We start from the raw sequence: 15,045 nt of genomic DNA on the forward strand, positions 1-15,045 counted from the left end.
GCGAAAAATGTCGCACAGTCTACCAGCCTCACAGCCATTCGCCCTACGACTCGACGTGTTCTTCCGGACGACGAGCGCGCCTTCCGTCTGTCGGCGCCAGTTGCAGGAAAATCGCCGCCGCCAGCATGGCCATCACGCCGATGGTGACGAAGGTCAGCTGGAACGCCCCCAGGGTGCTTTCGACGCCCTCGGCGCTGCCGGCCGCGGTGAAACCACCGAGCAGCGCGCCGGCGCAGGCCACGCCCAGGCTCAGCGACAGTTGCGCGACCACCGACAGCAGGCTGTTGCCGCTGCTGGCGCTGGCGTCGTCGAGGTCGATCAGGGTCACGGTGTTCATCGCAGTGAACTGCATCGAGTTCACCGCGCCCAGCATCGCCAACTGCGCCAGCAGCAGCGCATACGGCGTCTGCTCGTCGACCAGCCCCAGGCTGGCCAGCAGCAGGCCCAGCAGCAGGGTGTTGCCGGTGAGCACGATGCGGTAGCCGAGGCGCTCGATCAGCGGCCTGGCGACCGACTTGGCGAGCATCGCCGCCGCCGCCAGCGGAATCATGCTCATCCCCGCCTGGGCCGGTGAGTAACCCAGCGCCACTTGCAGCAGCAACGGCACCAGGAAGGGCAGGGCGCCGCTGCCCAGGCGGGCGAACAGGTTGCCGAGGATGCCGATGGCGAAAGTGCGCACGCGGAACAGCGACGGCGAGAACAGTGGCTCCGGGTCACGTCCGGCGCGCAGCCAGTAGGCGGCCAGGCAGGCCATGCCGGCGAACAGCAACAGCATCACCCGCAGGTGCGGCAGGTGCAGTTCGCCCAGGCCTTCCATGGCGATGGTGATAAGCACCATCGCCGCGCCGAACAGCAGGAAGCCCGGCCCGTCGAAGGTGGTGCGCTCGGCGCCGCGCAGGTCGGGGATGAACCTCCACACCGCATAGCAACCCACGGCGCCCACCGGCAGGTTGAGCAGGAAGATCCAGTGCCAGCTGAGGATTTCCACCAGCCAGCCGCCCACGGTCGGGCCGAGCAGCGGGCCGAGCAGGCCGGGGATGGTGATGAAACTCATGATCCGCACCAGTTCGCTGCGCGGGTAGGCGCGCAACACCACCAGCCTTCCGACCGGCAGCATCAGTGCGCCGCCCAGGCCTTGCACCACCCGGGCGAAGATCAGGAAACCGAGGCTGTTGGCCATGGCGCACAACAGCGAGCCGAAGCTGAATAGCAGAATCGCGCTGAAGAAGATGCGCTTGGTGCCGAAGCGGTCGGCGATCCAGCCCGAGGCCGGGATCAACAGGGCCACGGTGAGCATGTAGGCGATGATCACCCCCTGCATGCGCAGCGGGTCTTCGGCCAGCGAGCGGGCCATGGCCGGCAGCGCGGTGTTGAGGATGGTGCCGTCCAGCGATTGCATGAAGAAGGCGATGGCCACCACCCAGGGGATCCAGCGGGCGGTGACGGGGTCCAGCGGGGCACGGTCGGGCATGGGTTACCTCAATGTCCTGTTTTGCCTGGGGCGGCCTCATCGCCGGCAAGCCGGCTCCCACAGGAGTAGCGCATGCCGTTCACTGTGGGAGCTGGCTTGTCGTGGCGACGAACCGCAGCGATGAGGCCGGTCCTGCGAATCACAGTGTCAGGGTCAACCCCTTCACCAACGCCCCTGGCAGATGACTCGAACCGGTGCTGCGCTGCCCATAGGTGCTGGTCGAGAGGATCATCTCGCGCTCCTGGCTCAGGTCCTCCAGCTGGTTGCCCAGCAGGTTGTACAGGCTGTCGTCGAAGCGCATGGTGCTCACCGGGCCCTGGATCTGCCCGTTCTCCACCCAGAAGGTGGCGAAGCGGGTCAGCCCGGTCATGCGCGCCGCCGGCAGGTCCGAGTAATTCAGGTACCAGAGGTTGCTGATGTAAAGGCCGGTGCCCAGACGTTCGAGAATCTGCTCGCCGGGCAGGATGCCTGGCGCCAGGCTCAGCGCGCAGGGCGACTCGTAGCTGTCGGCGCCATTGGCCTGTTGGCCGAATTCGACGGCGCTGCGCGCACTCACCAGTCTTTCCAGCGCCCGCCCTTCACCGATCAGCAGCAGGTCGCGGCGCGGCGAACCCTCATCGGAGAAGGCCGGACTCAGCGAACCGCTGACCTGTTCGCTGAAGCTCACCAGCGGGCTCAACTGCGCGTCGCCGTTGTACAGGCGCTGCAACGGGCTGTTGCCAGTGGCCAGCGCCTGCGCGGAAAAACCACCCCAGCACAGCATGCCGGCGATCTCGTCCATCGCCGCCGGCGCCAGGTAGGCGCGGTAGCTGCCGGGCTTGAGGGTGACGGCCGGGCGCCCCAGGTGCGCCAGCTGTTCGCGAGCCTGACGCAGGCGTGCGGCAAAGGTTTCGCCGCGCCAGGCCTGCCCTGCGTAGTTGGCTTTGACGGCCTGGCCGTTGGCGTGGAACAGGCTCCAGTCAAAGTTGAAACTGTTGGCCTGGTGCCAGCCGAAGGCGCCGAACGAGCTGGCGAAGCCGCGGCAGATGGGGCCGGCGGCATAGATGCCGACCAGGTCCAGGTCGCCGGCTTCGCGCTCGACCAAGGCCAGCACTTCGTCCAGCTCGGGCAGTGGCTGCTCCAGCAGGCTATGACTGTGCCAGGCGCTGTCGTCGAGGTTCAGGTAGGGATCCACAGCTAGCAGCGGCAGGGTCTGGCGCAGTTGCGCGAGGGCGTCGTGCAGGCGCTGGCGGTCGAGTTCGGCATCGTCGCCCAGGGTGATCTGTTGCTCGGCCTGGCGTCCTTCGCGGACCAGCCGCAACTGCACGCTGGCCTGGCTGACCAGTCCGGCCTGGCGCACCTTGGCATGGTTGAAGCGCACGAACTGCGAGTGTTCGGCGCTGTAGCCCAGAGTGAACTGCTCGCCGGGCTGCACGGCGGCGTTCAGGCTATCGAGCAAGCTTTCGAAACGTTGCTGGTAGACGGTGCTCATCAGGCGTCCCCTCCGAATACGTCGATCTGGCGGAACACGCAGGCCGGCGAGGCATGGCCGACCCGCACCACCTGGTTGGGCTCGCCCTTGCCGCAGTTGGGCGTGCCTAGTACCTGGAAGGTGCTGCGGTCACCGACCGCCGAGAGGTTGCGCCAGAAGTCGGCGGAGATGCCGCGATAGTTCGGGTTCTTCACCACGCCCTTGAGTTCGCCGTTCTCGATCAGTTGGCCCCACTCACAACCGAACTGGAATTTGTTGCGCGCATCATCGATGGACCAGGAGCGGTTGGTGCGCATCAGGATGCCGTGCTCGATGCCGGCGATCAGTTGCGCCAGCGTCTGCTCGCCCGGCTCGATGTTGAGGTTGGCCATGCGGTCGATCGGCGCGCGGTTCCAGCCGCAGGCGCGGCTGTTGGCCACGCCGTCCAGGCCCGAGCGCAGTTGCGACAGGGCGCCACCCAGGGGGCGTATCAGCAGGCCATCACGGATCAGGAACTGCTTGCTGGCCGGGGTGCCGTCGTCATCGAAGCTGTAGCTGGCCAGCTCCTCGTGGATTGTCGGGTCGAAGGTCACGTTGAGCAGCTTCGAGCCGTATTGCAGGTGGCCGAAGTCGCCGGCTTTGACGAAGCTGGTGCCGGCGTAGTTGCGCTCATCGCCGAGAATGCGGTCCAGCTCCAGCGGGTGGCCGATGGATTCGTGGATCTGCAGCATCATCTGGTCGGGCATCAGCAGCAGGTCGCGCTGACCGGCCGGGGTGTTCGGCGCCAGCAGCAGTTGCAGCGCCTCGTCGGCCACCCGGCGGGCTGCGCCGACCAGGCCGCAGCGCTCGACCACTTCAAAGCCGCCTTGCTGGCCGAAGTTCTCCCGGCCCAGGCTGCGGCTCTGGCTGTCCTGGCCGTCGCTGGCGGTGACGCCCAGGCCTGGGTAGATGAAGCGCTGGGCGTGACGCAGCTCGGCGCCGGCGGAGTTCAGGTAGGTCTGTTCGACCACACTGAAGCCCAGGCTCGCCTGCCAGTCCACCAGGCGCTCGTCCTTGGGCACGCTGGCCGACTCGGCGGCAAGCAGCTCCAGGCAGTCGGCGAGGTTGGGCAGGGACTGTTCGAAATTGGGCGAGACATGATCGTGACGCCCGCTCGGGGCGGCCTGGCCACCCAGGTCGAGCAGGCTGCTGGCCTTGATCCGCCGGGCGAGTGCCTCGGCCTGTTCCAGCGCGCGTTGCAGGCCTGCCTGGGACAGGTCGGCGGTGGCCGCGTAGGCCTCGACGCCGTTGACCCGCACGGTGAGCATGGCGCCTTCGTCCTGGCTGAAGAAGGGCGGCTCGGCGACGTTGCGCCGTACTGACAGTGACTGCTGCGATTGCTTCACATGGCGAAGCGAGAACAGTTCGGCCGTGCTGCGCAACGCGGCGAAGCGCTGGCGCAGCAGGGTGCTGGAGTCGAACATGGGAAACCTCCGTGTGCGCGGTGGCTCCCCCTAGAACCACCCCTCTTGCATGCCCAGGCACGTATCGTCGCGGGCCTCGAGCAAAGCGAGGTCATTATGGCAGCCCGGCACTTCCCAGGTGAGGAAATAACGCGCGGCCTGGAGCTTGCCCAGGTAGAAGTCGCGGTCGCTGCCCTTGAGCAGGCCGACCTCGGCATGGATCGCCTGCTCCAGCCAGCGCCAGCCGATCACGCAGTGGCCAAAGGCCTTGAGGTACAGAGACGAGTTGGCCAGTGCGCCGGCGACCTTGCCCTGGGCCAGGTCGCCGAGCAGGGCGAGGGTGACCGCTTGCAGGCGGTTCACCAGCTGTTCCAGTGGCTGGCGCAGGTTGTCCAGGTTCGGATGATGGCTGGCGCGCTCGCAGGTGCCGGCGATCAGGCGGATCAGCTGCTTGAGCCCGGCGCCGCCGTTCTGCGCCAGCTTGCGCCCGAGCAGGTCGAGGGACTGGATGCCTTCGGTACCTTCGTGGATCGGGTTGAGACGGTTGTCGCGGTAGTACTGTTCGACCGGGTACTCGCGGGTGTAGCCGTGGCCGCCGAGGATCTGGATTGCCAGTTCATTGGCCTTGAGGCAGAACGTCGAGGGCCAGGACTTGACGATCGGGGTGAGCAGGTCGAGCAATTCCTGGGCTTGCTGGCGGGTGTTTTCATCCGGCGCAGTGTGGGTGTCATCGAACAGCCGGGCCGCGTACAGGCCCAGGTCGAAAGCACCCTCCACGTAGGCCTTTTGTGCCAGCAGCATGCGCTTGACGTCGCTATGCTCGATGATCGGCACGGCGGCGCTGTGTGGGTCCTTGTTGTCCGGCAGGCGGCCCTGTGGGCGTTGGCGGGCGTACTCCAGTGAATACAGGTAACCGGCGTAGCCGAGCATCACCGCGCCCATGCCGACGCCGATGCGCGCCTCGTTCATCATCTGGAACATGCAGGCCAGGCCCTGGTGCGGCTGGCCGACCAGGTAGCCGACGCATTGGCCATTGTCGCCGAAATTGAGCGCGGTAGAAGTGGTGCCGCGCCAGCCCATCTTGTGGAACAGGCCGGCCAGCAGCACATCGTTGCGCGGGCCCAGGCTGCCGTCGGGGTTGACCAGATACTTGGGCACGATGAACAGCGAGATGCCCTTTACCCCGGCTGGCGCGTCCGGCAGCTTGGCCAGGACCATGTGCACGATGTTCTCGGACAGCTCGTGGTCGCCGCCGGAGATGAAGATCTTGTTGCCTCTGAGTCGGTAGCTGCCTTCGCCTGCGGGTTCGGCGCGGCTGCGGATATCGGCCAGTGACGAGCCGGCATGGGGCTCGGTCAGGGCCATGGTGCCGAAGTAGCGGCCCTCGATCATCGGCTGCAGGAACAGGCGCTTCTGCTCTTCAGTGCCGAAACTCTCGATCAGGTTGGCCGCGCCCATGGTCAGGAACGGGTAGGCCGTGGTGCCAGCGTTGGCCGCCTGGAAGTGGGCAAAGCAGGCCTGTGATACCAGGCTTGGCAACTGCATGCCGCCGACTTCGAAGTCGCGGTTGGCGTTGAGGAAGCCCGCTTCGAGGAAGGCGTCCACGGCCGGTTTCACTTCCGGGATCAGCTCGGCGCGGCCGTCCACGTAACGTGGCTCGTTTTCATCGCCTTTGCGGTTGTGCGGGGCGAAGTACTTCTCGGCAATGGTGCGGGCGGTGGTCAGCGCCGCGTCGAAGGTCTCGCGGCTGTGTTCGGCGAAGCGCGGACGCTGGGTCAGGGCCTCGGCGTCGAGGACTTCGTAAAGTTCGAAGGCGAGGTTGCGGCTGCTGAGGAGTTGCTCGGACATGGCTGCATTCCTGGTTCGGGGTGCAGCGAGTCTAGGCGGGGTGGTGGGGCAGGGGACAGGTTAATAGGTGTGGGTGATATGGGGGCAGAAGTGGCCATCGCCCAGGTCACCTTGGGTTGCGCCGGGCGCCATGGACCTGGGTGTTACTCGTCGCAAAGCCTTGTCACGCAATTGCGCTTATATCGATATCGATATAGTTTTATCTTTGCCGCTCATGGAGAGTTTACGCCTCCGATAAGGACAAGCCAGGCGAGTGCATTGGCGGGAGCGTGCAGGATGCATGTAGGGCAAAAGCCAATCGAATGGTTGGGTAGCAGCAAGCAGGACCTGCGGGACTTTCCGATTGTGGCAAGGCAGCGGGCCGGGTATCAGCTGGAGCTGATCCAGGACGGTGAAGACCCCTTCGACTGGAAGCCAATGGAAAGCGTTGGTCCGGGGACGCGAGAAATCCGCATCAAGTGTCGGGACGGGGCATTTCGAGTGTTCTACGTCGTGAGTCGACCAGAAGCGGTTTACGTCCTGCACGCGTTTCGCAAGACGACTGAGAAGACGGAAAAGCGTGATATCGATCTGGCGAGAGCGCGATACAAATTGTTGGGCGCCTGCTGAGCCAGAACCGGCAGTACTGTATGAACGAGATGGATGCACAGAGGGATTTGCGATGACAAACGAACGCTCCACTTCAGTATGGGATGCGCTGTTCGACTCACCCGAAGAGGCCGAGAACCTACGGCTTCGGGCGAAGCTGATGCGGGTGTTGACCAAGATTGTCCGATCCTGGGATCTGCCGCAGAAAGATGCAGCGCGGCGACTGCATCTGACTCAGCCACGCTTGAGTGACTTGCTCAATGGCAAGATAGACAAGTTCTCGCTGGATGCACTGGTGAATATCCTGGCGAACGCCGATCTGGAAGTCGATTTTACGGTGAAAAAGAAATCGGCCTGATGGCCGCTTAGCCTCAAATTAATCGCAGTTTTCCAGTCGTCCCTATGGCTCTAATGGCCGAGCCGAAGTGCGTTTCCTACGCAGATTCCAAGACTTTCCCTATTCCATGTAGTCCAATTCCCAAACATACTCCCAAGCCCTTTCAAGCCATTGCGGTGCTCTGGGTTGGTCTCTAGTCTCGGACGGTCGCTGCAAAATCAGCGACCGGCTTTGACAGGCCGACTATCAAGAGCTTACTCAACGGTTTCGCCCTTTATGGCGGCTGTATGTGGGGCACTTCGCGTGCGCCGGGGTTTTGCTCTTGCTGACCGGTCTGTCAACCCATATACAGCTGCCACCTTCTTGTTTGACAGCAACGGGTGGTGGTCCCACTTGATCAGCAAGAGGTAGCTATGTTGAAGATTGTCCCCGATCCACCCCACAACCCTCATTCCCTCGAAGACACCCTCATCCAGGCCACCGAGTACGCCCTGTGCGCCTTGACCGTGGCCCATCACGCCGTACAGCTCAAACCCAGGTCGCCGGCTGCCGTGTTGATGATGGCGTCGATGCATGAAATGGAATCGCTGCGTGTGTTGCTCGAAGCGGCGTTGATCCAGGTGCAGATGCCAGCGCAGGCGCCGACGTTGCATTAAGTCTGATCGAGGGGAAAGCCCGCTCCCACGCAGCCGAATCCAGCGAAATCCTGGCGTGGGAGCGGGCTTGCCCCGCGATAGCGTCCGCACAGGCACCGACCATTTCAGGGAGAACAACCATGACCACAGACAATACCCCCACCACCGTCGGCAAGACCAAGTTCTACCAGGGCGAAGGTATGACCGACCCGCTGTTCTGCATCGAACCCGGCATCCCCTGCCGGCACGCCCGCGACCAGGCCTCGGAACTGATGGGCTGCGTACGCGACCTGACCATCACCGGGATCATGGAGGAAAAGCCCCAACTGCTCTGGGCGTCGTATTACCTGAGCGCCCTGGCCAAGGCGCTGATGGATGATGCCGAACTGGGCATGGGGCGTTAACGCCCCCAAAGGGCATCGCGGGGCAACCCCGCTCTCACGCCACTGGGTACTGCTGCGGAAGTGGGGCTGTCGTGATATCGCGCCAAGCGCCGGTTTGGGACAGCTCCTACATGGCAGCAGGACTTAACGCTGTTTTGCCGCTGCGGGAATTCCGGTTCCATATCCACCTTTCCCAGCGGCAATCAGTTCTCCAAATAGTTTCAGGGCTCGACCTTGCGAGTTGTACGCAAGTTTGTACAATGTTTGGCAGGCAGGTCGCACAGCGCCGACTTGCCATCAAGGCCTGTTGACTCTCGAGAACTGATCCAGGCGGTACCTGGAAAGGAAAGAAAAATGCATGTACTGACGTTCAGCCAGGCACGCGCCGACCTGAAGCAGACAATGGACGACGTATGCCGGGACCATGAGCCGGCAGTCATCACACGTCAGCGTGGCGAGCCGGTCGTGATGATTTCGCTCGAGGACTACAACGGCATGCGCGAGACCATGTACCTGCTGGAGTCGTCCGCGAACGCCAAGCGTCTTCGCGCTTCCATTGCTCAGCTCCGGGCTGGTAAGGCCGTTACCCAGGAACTGGCACTCGATGAATGTGAAAGCCAAGCAACGAAACAAGACTGAGGCGCGAAGCACCACAAGCGTGGCCTTCACTGCTGAGGGGTGGGAAGACTACGGTTACTGGCGAAACAGTGATGTCGCTATCTTCCAGCGCATCAACACGATGATCTGTGAGTGTCTGCCCAGCCCTTTCAAAGGCACCGGCAAGCCAGAGCCGCTCAAAGGCGACTTGTCAGGTTTCTGGTCTCGCCGTATCACTCGCGAACACCGATTGGTCTACTTCTACGAGGCGGGAATCCTGACCATCCTGCAGTGCCGTTACCACTATGACGATTAGGCCAAGCGCCCACAAAAAAGGAGAGCCGAAGCTCTCCTTTTTTGTTAGATCGGTGTCAGCCGATGGTCATCAGGCTGGCGTTACCACCTGCCGCCGCGGTATTAACACTCACCGCCCGCTCGATCACCAGGCGCTCCAGGGCGATCTGGTGATCGCCGCTCGACAGCCCATGCACGCCGACGATCGCGCCGGCACGCTTGGCCACCTGCTCGCAGACGCCGCGCAACTGGTCGGAGTGACCGTGGTGAATGACCGCGTCGAAGGCGACCTCATCCTTGCTCCAGTCAGCCACCAGCTTGATCTTCGCTTGCAGCTCCTTCGGCAGACGAGCGCGCACGGTCTTGGCCGGCTCGCCGTCCTGGAACACCGCCGAGCTGCCCACGGCCAGTACCGCTGCCAGCTGGGCCAGCAGGTCGGCCTCGTTGTCGGCCAGGCACAGCACGTGTTCGCGTGGCAGCACGCTGTAGGTGTTGCGCTCGCCGGTCGGGCCTGGCAGCACGCGGGTGATGCCGCTCTGCGACTGCTCGGCGAACTGCTCGCACAGCGCGACCAGGTCGCTCATCTGGCTGCTGGCCGCCCAGGTCTTGAGGGAGGTCAACGGCTTGAGCTGCTGGTCGCGCAGGGTGGTGTCGGCCTTGCTGCGCGCGTCGTCGGCCTGGAAGTGGCGGGCGATGGCGTCGGCCGGGCGGGTCGACAGCAGGCGGTACAGGTACAGCGGGCCACCGGCTTTCGGGCCGGTGCCCGACAGGCCTTCACCGCCGAACGGCTGCACGCCGACCACGGCGCCGACGATGTTGCGGTTGACGTACATGTTGCCGGCGTTGACGTTGTCCACCACCTTGGCGATGGTCTCGTCGATGCGGGTGTGCACGCCCAGGGTCAGACCGTAGCCGGAGGCGTTGATCTGCTCGATCAGCTGGTCCAGGTCCTTGCGGTTGTAGCGCACCACGTGCAGCACCGGGCCGAAGATTTCGCGCTTGAGCTCGTCGAAGCTTTCCAGTTCGATCAGGGTCGGCATCACGAAGGTGCCGCGCTTGATCTCTTCACCCTCGGCGATGGCCACCTGGTAAACGCTGCGGCCTTTGTCGCGCATGCCCTGGATGTGCTTCTCGATGCCGGCCTTGGCTTCGGCGTCGATCACCGGGCCAATGTCCACGGACAGGCGCTCCGGGTTGCCCAGGCGGCTTTCGGCCATGGCGCCCTTGAGCATCTCGATCACGCGGTCGGCGGAGTCTTCCTGCAGGCACAGCACGCGCAGGGCCGAGCAACGCTGGCCGGCGCTGTCGAAGGCCGAGGACACCACATCGATCACCACCTGCTCGGTAAGCGCCGAGGAGTCGACGATCATCGCGTTCTGGCCGCCAGTTTCGGCGATCAGCGGGATCGGACGGCCCTGGTTGTCCAGGCGCCCGGCAATGTTGCGTTGCAGCAGGCGGGCGACTTCGGTGGAACCGGTGAACATCACGCCCTTGACGCGCTCGTCACCGACCAGGCCGGCACCGACGGTTTCGCCCTGGCCCGGCAGCAGTTGCAGCACGCCTTCGGGGATGCCGGCTTCCAGCATCAGGCGCACGGCCTGGGCGGCGATCAGTGGGGTCTGCTCGGCCGGCTTGGCCAATACCGGGTTGCCGGCGGCGAGGGCCGCGGCCACCTGGCCGGAGAAGATCGCCAGTGGGAAGTTCCACGGGCTGATGCACACCACCGGACCCAGTGGGCGGCAGCTATCGTTGCGCAGATCGTTGCGTGCCTGCACCGCGTAGTAGCGCAGGAAGTCCACCGCCTCGCGCACTTCGGCGATGGCGTTGGCGAAGGTCTTGCCGGCTTCGCGTACCAGCAGGCCCATCAGCGGCTGGATGTCGGCTTCCATCAGGTCAGCGGCGCGTTCGAGGATCGCGGCGCGCTCGGCGGGCGGAGTGGCCTGCCAGATCGGCGCGGCGTTCAGCGCGCACTGGATGGCATTGTCGACGTCGGCGACGGTGGCTTCCTGCACATGGCCGACCACATCGCGATGATCGGATGGGTTGAGCACCGGCGTGGCCGGCTGTTCGCTGGCGGCGCAAGCCAGCAGCGGCGTGGCTTTCCAGTCGTTGTGGGCGGTGGCCAGCAGGGCGCAGGACAGCGACGCCAGGCGGTGTTCGTTGGCCATGTCGATGCCGGCCGAGTTGGCCCGCTCGCTGCCGTACAGCTCACGCGGCATCGGAATGCGCGGGTGCGGCAGGCCGATGCTGCCTTCCTGGGTACCCATGCGCTCGATGCTGGCGACCGGGTCGGCGACCAGTTCCTGAATGGAGATCGAGTGGTCGGCAATGCGGTTGACGAACGAGGTGTTGGCGCCGTTTTCCAGCAGGCGGCGGACCAGGTAGGCCAGCAGGGTCTCGTGGGTGCCGACGGGTGCGTACACGCGGCACGGACGGTTCAGCTTGCCCTCGGAGATCTTGCCCACGACTTGCTCGTACAGCGGTTCGCCCATGCCGTGCAGGCACTGGAACTCGTACTGGCCCGGGTAATAGTTCTGCCCGGCGATGGTGTAGATGGCCGACAGGGTGTGGGCGTTGTGGGTGGCGAACTGCGGGTAGATGGCTTCAGGCACCGACAGCAACTTGCGCGCGCAGGCAATATAGGAAACGTCGGTGTACACCTTGCGGGTGTAGACCGGGTAGCCTTCCAGGCCCTCGACCTGGGCGCGCTTGATCTCGCTGTCCCAGTAGGCGCCCTTCACCAGGCGGATCATCAGGCGGTGGCGGCTGCGCTTGGCCAGGTCGATGACGTAGTCGATCACATATGGGCAGCGCTTCTGGTACGCCTGGATAACGAAGCCGATGCCGTTCCAGCCGGCCAGCGACGGCTCGAAGCACAGGCGCTCGAGCAGGTCCAGCGACAGCTCCAGGCGGTCGGCTTCCTCGGCGTCGATGTTCAGGCCGATGTCGTATTGCTTGGCCAGCAGGGTCAGCGACAGCAGGCGCGGGTACAGCTCGCTCATCACGCGCTCGTACTGGGCGCGGCTGTAACGCGGGTGCAGGGCCGAGAGCTTGATCGAGATGCCCGGGCCTTCATAGATGCCGCGGCCGTGCGAGGCCTTGCCGATCGAGTGGATCGCCTGCTCGTAGGAGGCCAGGTATTTCTGCGCGTCGTGCTCGGTCAGCGCTGCTTCGCCGAGCATGTCGTAGCTGTAGCGGAAGCCCTTGGATTCGAACTTGCTGGCGTTGGCCAGGGCCTCGGCGATGGTCTCGCCGGTGACGAACTGCTCGCCCATCAGGCGCATGGCCATGTCGACGCCCTTGCGGATCATCGGCTCGCCGCTCTTGCCGATGATGCGGGTGAGCGAGGAGGTCAGGCCGGATTCGTTGTGGGTGCTGACCAGCTTGCCGGTCAGCAGCAGGCCCCAGGTGGCGGCGTTGACGAACAGCGATGGGCTGTTGCCCAGGTGCGGCTGCCAGTTGCCGGTGCTGATCTTGTCGCGGATCAGCGCGTCACGGGTGCCTTTGTCGGGGATACGCAGCAGGGCTTCGGCCAGGCACATCAGCGCTACGCCTTCTTGCGAGGACAGCGAGAACTCCTGCAGCAGGCCCTGGACGATACCGGCGCGGCCACCGGCGCTCTTCTGGTTGCGCAGCTTGTCGGCCAGGCTTGCGGCCAGCTTGTTGGTGGCTTCGGCCTGGGCGGCCGGCAGGCGAGCCTGCTCCAGCAGCATCGGCACCACTTCCTGCTCGGGGCGGCGGTAGGCGGCGGTGATCGCCGAGCGCAGTACCGACTGCGGCAGGATGCTTTCGGCAAACTCCAGGAAGCACTGGTGGGCGTGGTCGGCGGCGACTTCGCCGGCGTCATCGCCAGCGGCGGCATGGCCGTTGAGGTCGTTCAGGGTGGCGCCACCCTCGAGCTTCTCGAGATAGTTGAAGATCGCTTGCTTGATCAACCAGTGCGGCGTGCGGTCGATGGACTGCGCAGCTGCTTTGAGTCGCTCACGGGTCGGGTCGTCGAGTTTGACCCCAAGGGTGGTCGTCGCCATTTCTTATCCTCGTTATTGGCCACGGATGTGGCCTAAGCTGGCGGCAAGATTAGCCTGTAGGACAATTGGGGTGCAACCGGGTGCAACCCGAATTTTTCGTGCCCCAGGTGCAACTCGTCTGAAGGGTATTTCTGAACCGCCGAAATGGCTGTTTTTGCTGCATTTAAGTATGAGAAACGTCGTTTTTGCTCCGAAAAGAAGCAAGAAAGCAGTTTTATCTGAAAATGCAGGCTTGGGTGCAACTTGCAAATGAAAAATGGTTGCACCTGATTCATGTTGTTGCATAGGATGCGCCGCCTGGGTGCAACCGTCGTCGTGCACGGCGAGTCGCAGAGATAAAAACAACGCCAGGGCACAACTCATGGGCAATCCAATCACGATCACCTTCGTGATCTACATCGCGGCAATGGTGCTGATCGGCTTCGCGGCCTATCGCTCCACCAAGAACCTTTCCGACTATATTCTCGGCGGCCGTAGCCTCGGCAGCGTGGTCACCGCGCTTTCCGCCGGCGCATCGGACATGAGCGGCTGGCTGCTGATGGGCCTGCCGGGCGCCATCTACTTCGCCGGCCTTTCCGAGGCCTGGATCGCCATCGGCCTGACCGTCGGCGCCTACCTGAACTGGCTGTTCGTCGCCGGCCGTCTGCGTGTGCAGACCGAGCACAACGGTGACGCCCTGACCCTGCCGGACTACTTCGCCAGCCGCTTCGAGGACAAGACCGGCCTGCTGCGGATCATCTCGGCCATCGTCATCCTGGTGTTCTTCACCATTTACTGCGCCTCCGGCATCGTCGCCGGCGCCCGCCTCTTCGAAAGCACCTTCGGCATGTCCTACGAGACCGCCCTGTGGGCCGGTGCCGCCGCCACCATCGCCTACACCTTCGTCGGTGGTTTCCTGGCGGTGAGCTGGACCGACACCGTGCAGGCATCGCTGATGATCTTCGCGCTGATCCTGACCCCAGTGATCGTGCTGATCTCCACCGGCGGCTTCGACCAGACCTTCGCCGCCATCGACGCGGTGAACCCGGCGCACTTCGACATGTTCAAGGGCGCCACCTTCATCGGCATCATCTCGCTGATGGGCTGGGGCCTGGGCTACTTCGGCCAGCCGCACATCCTGGCGCGGTTCATGGCGGCCGACTCGGTGAAGTCGATCGCCAATGCCCGTCGCATCTCCATGACCTGGATGATCCTCTGCCTGGCCGGTACCTGCGCCGTGGGCTTCTTTGGTATCGCCTACTTCTCGGCGCATCCTGACCTGGCCGGTCCGGTCACCGAGAACCACGAGCGCGTGTTCATCGAGCTGGCCAAGATCCTGTTCAACCCATGGGTCGCCGGCGTGCTGCTGTCGGCCATCCTGGCGGCGGTGATGAGCACCCTGAGCTGCCAGCTGCTGGTGTGCTCCAGCGCCCTGACCGAAGACTTCTACAAGGCCTTCCTGCGCAAGAATGCCTCGCAGACCGAGCTGGTCTGGGTCGGTCGCCTGATGGTGCTGGCTGTCGCGCTGATCGCCATCGCCATGGCCGCCAACCCCGAGAACCGCGTGCTGGGCCTGGTGGCCTACGCCTGGGCTGGCTTCGGTGCCGCCTTCGGCCCGGTGGTGTTGATCTCGGTACTGTGGAAAGGCATGACCCGCAACGGCGCGCTGGCCGGTATCGTGGTCGGTGCACTGACCGTGATCCTGTGGAAGAGCTACGTCGGCCTGGGGCTGTACGAGATCATCCCGGGCTTCCTGTTCGCCAGCATCGCCATCTTCGTGGTGAGCAAGCTGGGCAGCCCGACGAACAGCATGGTTTCGCGTTTTGAAACCGCTGATGCGGCGTATCACGCCGACAAGTAATACCTGCTGAATCGGCATCGCCTTCATCGCCGGCAAGCCGGCTCCCACAGGGATCTCATCCAACCTGTGGGAGCCGGCTTACCGGCGATGCGATTCAAGCCCGACCGCCGTACCTGACGTCTCCTTCGCGAC

At 64.2% G+C, this 15,045-nt stretch carries 13 protein-coding genes; 7 read left to right on the forward strand and 6 right to left on the reverse strand.

Annotation, left to right across the window (positions count from 1 at the left end; genetic code table 11):
- Positions 1-43: 43 nt before the first annotated feature.
- The 4 genes from mdtD to AAHK21_RS16345 all read right to left on the reverse strand — a co-directional run bounded on the left by mdtD (position 44) and on the right by AAHK21_RS16345 (position 6,211).
- A complete protein-coding gene (mdtD, locus tag AAHK21_RS16330; RefSeq protein WP_023632381.1) occupies positions 44-1,471 on the reverse strand; it encodes a multidrug transporter subunit MdtD in 1,428 nt (475 codons plus the stop codon).
- A gap of 139 nt (positions 1,472-1,610) precedes the next feature.
- Positions 1,611-2,942: a TldD/PmbA family protein gene (locus AAHK21_RS16335; protein WP_367857781.1), complete on the reverse strand. Its 1,332-nt coding sequence runs from the start codon at positions 2,940-2,942 to the stop codon at positions 1,611-1,613.
- Positions 2,942-4,384, reverse strand: coding sequence for a TldD/PmbA family protein (locus AAHK21_RS16340; RefSeq protein WP_367857782.1), 1,443 nt, complete (start codon positions 4,382-4,384; stop codon positions 2,942-2,944). Before AAHK21_RS16340 ends, AAHK21_RS16335 begins: the two co-directional genes overlap by 1 nt.
- Before the next feature lie 30 nt (positions 4,385-4,414).
- Positions 4,415-6,211: an acyl-CoA dehydrogenase gene (locus tag AAHK21_RS16345; RefSeq protein WP_367857783.1), complete on the reverse strand. Its 1,797-nt coding sequence runs from the start codon at positions 6,209-6,211 to the stop codon at positions 4,415-4,417.
- Positions 6,212-6,487: 276 nt separating this feature from the next.
- Here AAHK21_RS16345 and AAHK21_RS16350 point away from each other — a divergent pair, with 276 nt between their 5' ends.
- The 6 genes from AAHK21_RS16350 to AAHK21_RS16375 all read left to right on the forward strand — a co-directional run bounded on the left by AAHK21_RS16350 (position 6,488) and on the right by AAHK21_RS16375 (position 9,067).
- A complete protein-coding gene (locus tag AAHK21_RS16350) occupies positions 6,488-6,820 on the forward strand; it encodes a type II toxin-antitoxin system RelE/ParE family toxin (protein WP_367857784.1) in 333 nt (110 codons plus the stop codon).
- 52 nt (positions 6,821-6,872) lie between these two features.
- Entirely contained in the window at positions 6,873-7,157 is a 285-nt protein-coding gene (locus tag AAHK21_RS16355) for a helix-turn-helix domain-containing protein (protein ID WP_252088457.1), read from the forward strand.
- 392 nt (positions 7,158-7,549) lie between these two features.
- Positions 7,550-7,792, forward strand: a complete 243-nt coding sequence (locus AAHK21_RS16360; RefSeq protein WP_046854291.1) for a hypothetical protein — start codon at positions 7,550-7,552, stop codon at positions 7,790-7,792.
- A 119-nt stretch (positions 7,793-7,911) separates the two neighbouring features.
- Positions 7,912-8,175, forward strand: a complete 264-nt coding sequence (locus tag AAHK21_RS16365) for a DUF3077 domain-containing protein (RefSeq protein WP_367857785.1) — start codon at positions 7,912-7,914, stop codon at positions 8,173-8,175.
- A 333-nt stretch (positions 8,176-8,508) separates the two neighbouring features.
- Positions 8,509-8,793, forward strand: coding sequence for a type II toxin-antitoxin system Phd/YefM family antitoxin (locus AAHK21_RS16370; RefSeq protein ID WP_023630627.1), 285 nt, complete (start codon positions 8,509-8,511; stop codon positions 8,791-8,793).
- The gene (locus tag AAHK21_RS16375; protein WP_367857786.1) at positions 8,759-9,067 is read left to right on the forward strand and encodes a Txe/YoeB family addiction module toxin; all 309 of its coding nucleotides are present in this window, start codon (positions 8,759-8,761) and stop codon (positions 9,065-9,067) included. The genes AAHK21_RS16370 and AAHK21_RS16375 overlap by 35 nt, the downstream gene beginning before the upstream one ends.
- A gap of 55 nt (positions 9,068-9,122) precedes the next feature.
- On the opposite strand, the gene putA is transcribed toward AAHK21_RS16375, so the two are convergent.
- Together putA and AAHK21_RS16385 are read right to left on the reverse strand one after the other, a co-directional pair.
- Positions 9,123-13,073: a trifunctional transcriptional regulator/proline dehydrogenase/L-glutamate gamma-semialdehyde dehydrogenase gene (putA, locus tag AAHK21_RS16380; RefSeq protein ID WP_367857787.1), complete on the reverse strand. Its 3,951-nt coding sequence runs from the start codon at positions 13,071-13,073 to the stop codon at positions 9,123-9,125.
- Between the two features lie 12 nt (positions 13,074-13,085).
- Positions 13,086-13,436: a hypothetical protein gene (locus tag AAHK21_RS16385; protein ID WP_367857788.1), complete on the reverse strand. Its 351-nt coding sequence runs from the start codon at positions 13,434-13,436 to the stop codon at positions 13,086-13,088.
- On the opposite strand from AAHK21_RS16385, the gene putP reads away from it, so the two are divergent.
- Complete coding sequence (putP, locus tag AAHK21_RS16390) at positions 13,435-14,913, forward strand: sodium/proline symporter PutP (RefSeq protein ID WP_046853960.1); 1,479 nt, start codon at positions 13,435-13,437, stop codon at positions 14,911-14,913. The genes AAHK21_RS16385 and putP overlap by 2 nt on opposite strands.
- Positions 14,914-15,045: the final 132 nt, after the last annotated feature.

Source organism: Pseudomonas sp. TE50-2, from assembly GCF_040813665.1.
In the GTDB taxonomy this organism is placed as follows: Bacteria; Pseudomonadota; Gammaproteobacteria; order Pseudomonadales; family Pseudomonadaceae; genus Aquipseudomonas; species Aquipseudomonas soli.

Coding starts and splice junctions, on each gene's coding strand:
- AAHK21_RS16360 (WP_046854291.1), top strand. CDS start 7,550: ATGTTGAAGATTGTCCCCGATCCACCCCACAACCCTCATTCCCTCGAA.
- AAHK21_RS16335 (WP_367857781.1), bottom strand. CDS start 2,942: ATGAGCACCGTCTACCAGCAACGTTTCGAAAGCTTGCTCGATAGCCTG.
- AAHK21_RS16340 (WP_367857782.1), bottom strand. CDS start 4,384: ATGTTCGACTCCAGCACCCTGCTGCGCCAGCGCTTCGCCGCGTTGCGC.
- mdtD (WP_023632381.1), bottom strand. CDS start 1,471: ATGCCCGACCGTGCCCCGCTGGACCCCGTCACCGCCCGCTGGATCCCC.
- AAHK21_RS16365 (WP_367857785.1), top strand. CDS start 7,912: ATGACCACAGACAATACCCCCACCACCGTCGGCAAGACCAAGTTCTAC.
- AAHK21_RS16355 (WP_252088457.1), top strand. CDS start 6,873: ATGACAAACGAACGCTCCACTTCAGTATGGGATGCGCTGTTCGACTCA.
- AAHK21_RS16370 (WP_023630627.1), top strand. CDS start 8,509: ATGCATGTACTGACGTTCAGCCAGGCACGCGCCGACCTGAAGCAGACA.
- putA (WP_367857787.1), bottom strand. CDS start 13,073: ATGGCGACGACCACCCTTGGGGTCAAACTCGACGACCCGACCCGTGAG.
- putP (WP_046853960.1), top strand. CDS start 13,435: ATGGGCAATCCAATCACGATCACCTTCGTGATCTACATCGCGGCAATG.
- AAHK21_RS16375 (WP_367857786.1), top strand. CDS start 8,759: ATGAATGTGAAAGCCAAGCAACGAAACAAGACTGAGGCGCGAAGCACC.
- AAHK21_RS16385 (WP_367857788.1), bottom strand. CDS start 13,436: ATGAGTTGTGCCCTGGCGTTGTTTTTATCTCTGCGACTCGCCGTGCAC.
- AAHK21_RS16350 (WP_367857784.1), top strand. CDS start 6,488: ATGCATGTAGGGCAAAAGCCAATCGAATGGTTGGGTAGCAGCAAGCAG.
- AAHK21_RS16345 (WP_367857783.1), bottom strand. CDS start 6,211: ATGTCCGAGCAACTCCTCAGCAGCCGCAACCTCGCCTTCGAACTTTAC.